General features: G+C 72.2%; 4 protein-coding genes. All 4 read right to left on the bottom strand.

Features of this window, described 5'->3' with window-relative positions:
* The coding region (gene gspM, locus VMN58_00690) for a type II secretion system protein GspM (GenBank protein ID HUF31707.1) at positions 1-191 on the bottom strand (191 nt) is incomplete at its 3' end.
* Positions 188-1,891 carry a type IV pilus assembly protein PilM gene (gene pilM / locus VMN58_00685; GenBank protein HUF31706.1) on the bottom strand — a complete coding sequence of 568 codons (1,704 nt, stop codon included), beginning with the start codon at positions 1,889-1,891 and terminating at the stop codon, positions 188-190. The genes pilM and gspM, both read right to left, overlap by 4 nt.
* Positions 1,891-2,067 (bottom strand): helix-turn-helix domain-containing protein, encoded by a 177-nt coding sequence (locus VMN58_00680; GenBank protein ID HUF31705.1) that lies wholly within the window; start codon positions 2,065-2,067, stop codon positions 1,891-1,893. Before VMN58_00680 ends, pilM begins: the two co-directional genes overlap by 1 nt.
* 87 nt (positions 2,068-2,154) lie before the next feature.
* A partial coding sequence (locus tag VMN58_00675; GenBank protein HUF31704.1) for an A24 family peptidase occupies positions 2,155-2,790 on the bottom strand: 636 nt, incomplete at its 5' end.

Here is a 2,790-nt window from a genome sequence, read left to right as displayed (position 1 = left end):
CGCTCGGCCGCGCTGCGCAACCGTGCCAGCTCCAGCTCGAGCTGGGCGTTCTGGTCGGCGGCGACCTGTTCGCGCTCGCGGGCGCTCTCGAGGCGGTCGGTCTGGGGGCTCCACAGCAGCACGAACCACAGGACCATGATCAGCACCGCCACCCCGGCAGCGATCAGGAGGTTCCGGCGCTGGGTGGTCACTGGTCGTCGTCCAGGTAGCGCGCCAGGCGGTCGGACTCGGCCGCCTTGGTGAGGGAGGCGCTGGACGAGAAGGTGACCAGCTCCTGGCCGGAGGTCGCCGGCGACTTGGTCGACGACGGCACCCAGAGCCCCGAGATCGAGCGGAGCTCGCTGACTCGGAGCAGCCACCGGGCGGTGGAGGTCTGGTCGAAGCCCATGGCGCTCACCGACACGGTGCCGGCGGCCCCGGTGACGGGGTCGGCGGCGGCAGCGCCCTGGAACGAGATGAGCCACACGTCGTTGGGGAGGACGGTGGCGACCTCCTGGAGGAGCCGGGTCCAGGCGACGTCGCCCGCGAGGGCGGCGGTGACGCCGGCCCGGCGGTCGGCGATCTCGACCTCGAGGGCGGCGATGTCCTGGAGCGAGGCGATCTCCTGCTGGAGCTCGACGGTGCGTGCCTCCTCGGCGTCGGCCGCCGCCTCGGCGTCGCTGACCTGCCCCTGGCGGAGCAGGTAGACGGCCAGCAGGAGCGCGGCCAGGGCGGCCACCCCGGCACCGACGTAGGTGAGCTGACGGCGCTCGGCGCGCACGGCGGCGATCTCGGGTGGGAGCAGCGTGATGCGACGCTCCCCACGCCCGATCGGCTCCCCGGAGAGGGCGAGGCCGATGGGCACGGCGAGGACCTCGGCCGAGCGGTCGAGGACCTCGTCGTCGAGACCAGTCTCGCCCAGCTCCACCAGCGAGAGGGCGTCGGCGTGGACCACGGGCACGCCGAGGAGTCCGCTGAGGCGGTCGGCGAGGCCCGGCAGGCGGCTGGAGCCGCCGGTGAGGAGCACCCGGCCGAGGCGCTCGGCCTCGGACTGGCTGAGGTGGAAGTCGAGGGAGCCCCGGATCTCCTCGAGGATGGGGCGCAGCGCCGCGGGGATGGAGCGCTCGGCGCGGGCCACGGCCTCGTCACCGCTGCTGCCGCCATCGGTGGTGCGCCGCTTGAGGTCCTCGGCCTCGTCGGGCTCGATGCCCTGGTCGGTGGCGATGGCATCGGTGATGGCGTTGCCACCGGTGCTCAACGAGCGGACGAAGCGAGGCAGGCCGCGATCGTGGACGACCACGTTGGTGACACCGGCGCCGATGCCGATGATGGCGTCGGCCCCGCGGGCACCGGGCTGTGGGGGCTCCTCGCCGAGGTCGGCCAGGTCGTCGTGGAGGGCCCTGACGAGAGCGAAGGGGATGAGGTCGATGCGGGCTGCCGAGAGCCCGGCGCCGTCGAGGGCGGCCAGCAGGGACCGGACCATGTCCTTGTGGGCGGCGACGAGGAGGATGCGGAGCTGATCCTGGCCCTCGGGGCCGGTGACCTCCTCGACGATCTGGAAGTCGAGGATGGCGTCGTCCATCGGGATGGGGATGAGGTCCTGCACCTGGAAGCGCAGCGACGAGCGCAGCTCCTCCTCCGGCATGTTGGGGACCTCGGCCAGGCGGGCCACCACCCGCTGGTTGGCAACGCCGACGATGGGGGCCTTGGAGCTGAAGCCGACCTCACGCCACAGCCGACGGAGGGCGTCGGCGACGGCCGGCGGATCGACGACCTCGCCGGCGATGACCGCGCCGGGCGGCAGGGCGACCTGCCCGACCCGCTGGAGGACGGGGCGGCCCTTGCCGAAGGCGAGCTCGACCGCCCGGACGGCGTGGGTCCCGACGTCGAGCCCGATGGCTCGTGCCGCCATCAGCCGGCCTCGCGCGCCAGGTAGGCGTCGACGTCGACTTGGCGGAGGCGGTAGCTGCGGCCGACCCGGGCCGCGCTGAGCTCACCGGCGTTGATCAGTCGGTAGACGGTCATGGTCGAGACGCGCATCTGCTCGGCAACTTCCTGAGCGGTGAGGAACCGGTCTTCCTTCGGCATCGTGGCGCACGCCTTGAGCGACGGGTGGGATCCCGACGCACTCTAACAACATCTCCCACAATGTCAACAGCCGCCACAGTGGCCACTCTAAGCGCCGAGACCGAGGTACCAGTCGAGGAACACGTCGCCGATGAGGATGGCCAGGAAGGTACCACCGGCCAGGAACGGCGCGAACGGCACGTGGTCCTTGCGGCTCTTGACCTTGAGGGCGATGAGCGTCACCCCGCCCACCGCGCCGAGCAGGAAGCCGAGGAAGACGCCCAGGGCCACGTGCGCCAGGTCGATCCAGCCGAGGAACAGCCCCAGCAGGAGGGCCAGCTTCACGTCGCCCATGCCCATGCCGCGCGGGTAGATGAGGTTGATCACCAGCAGCACGGCGCTGGCGGCGAGGCTGCCGATCAGGGCGGTGCCCAGGCGGTCCCACTCGCCCTGGACGACGGCCACGACGACGAGGAGGGGCACGGCGACGGCGAGGGTGGGGAAGACGATGCGGTTGGGCACCAGGTAGTGCTCGAGGTCGATGAGCGACACCGCCAACAAGGCGGCGAAGAAGAGCAGGTACGCCGGGAGCACCCAGTCGGCGCCGATGCGCAGAGCGGCGACGGCGAAGAGCACCGCGGTGGCCAGCTCGACCGCCGGGTAGCGGGCCGAGATGGGCGCGGCGCAGGTGCGGCACCGCCCCCGCAGCAGGAGCCACGAGACGACCGGGATGTTGTCGCGCTC

It is taken from the genome of Acidimicrobiales bacterium, from assembly GCA_035512495.1.
GTDB lineage: Bacteria > Actinomycetota > Acidimicrobiia > Acidimicrobiales > CADCSY01 > DATKDW01.
Note: the sequence above shows the minus strand (reverse complement) of the source record. Positions and strands in the feature narration are given on the sequence as shown.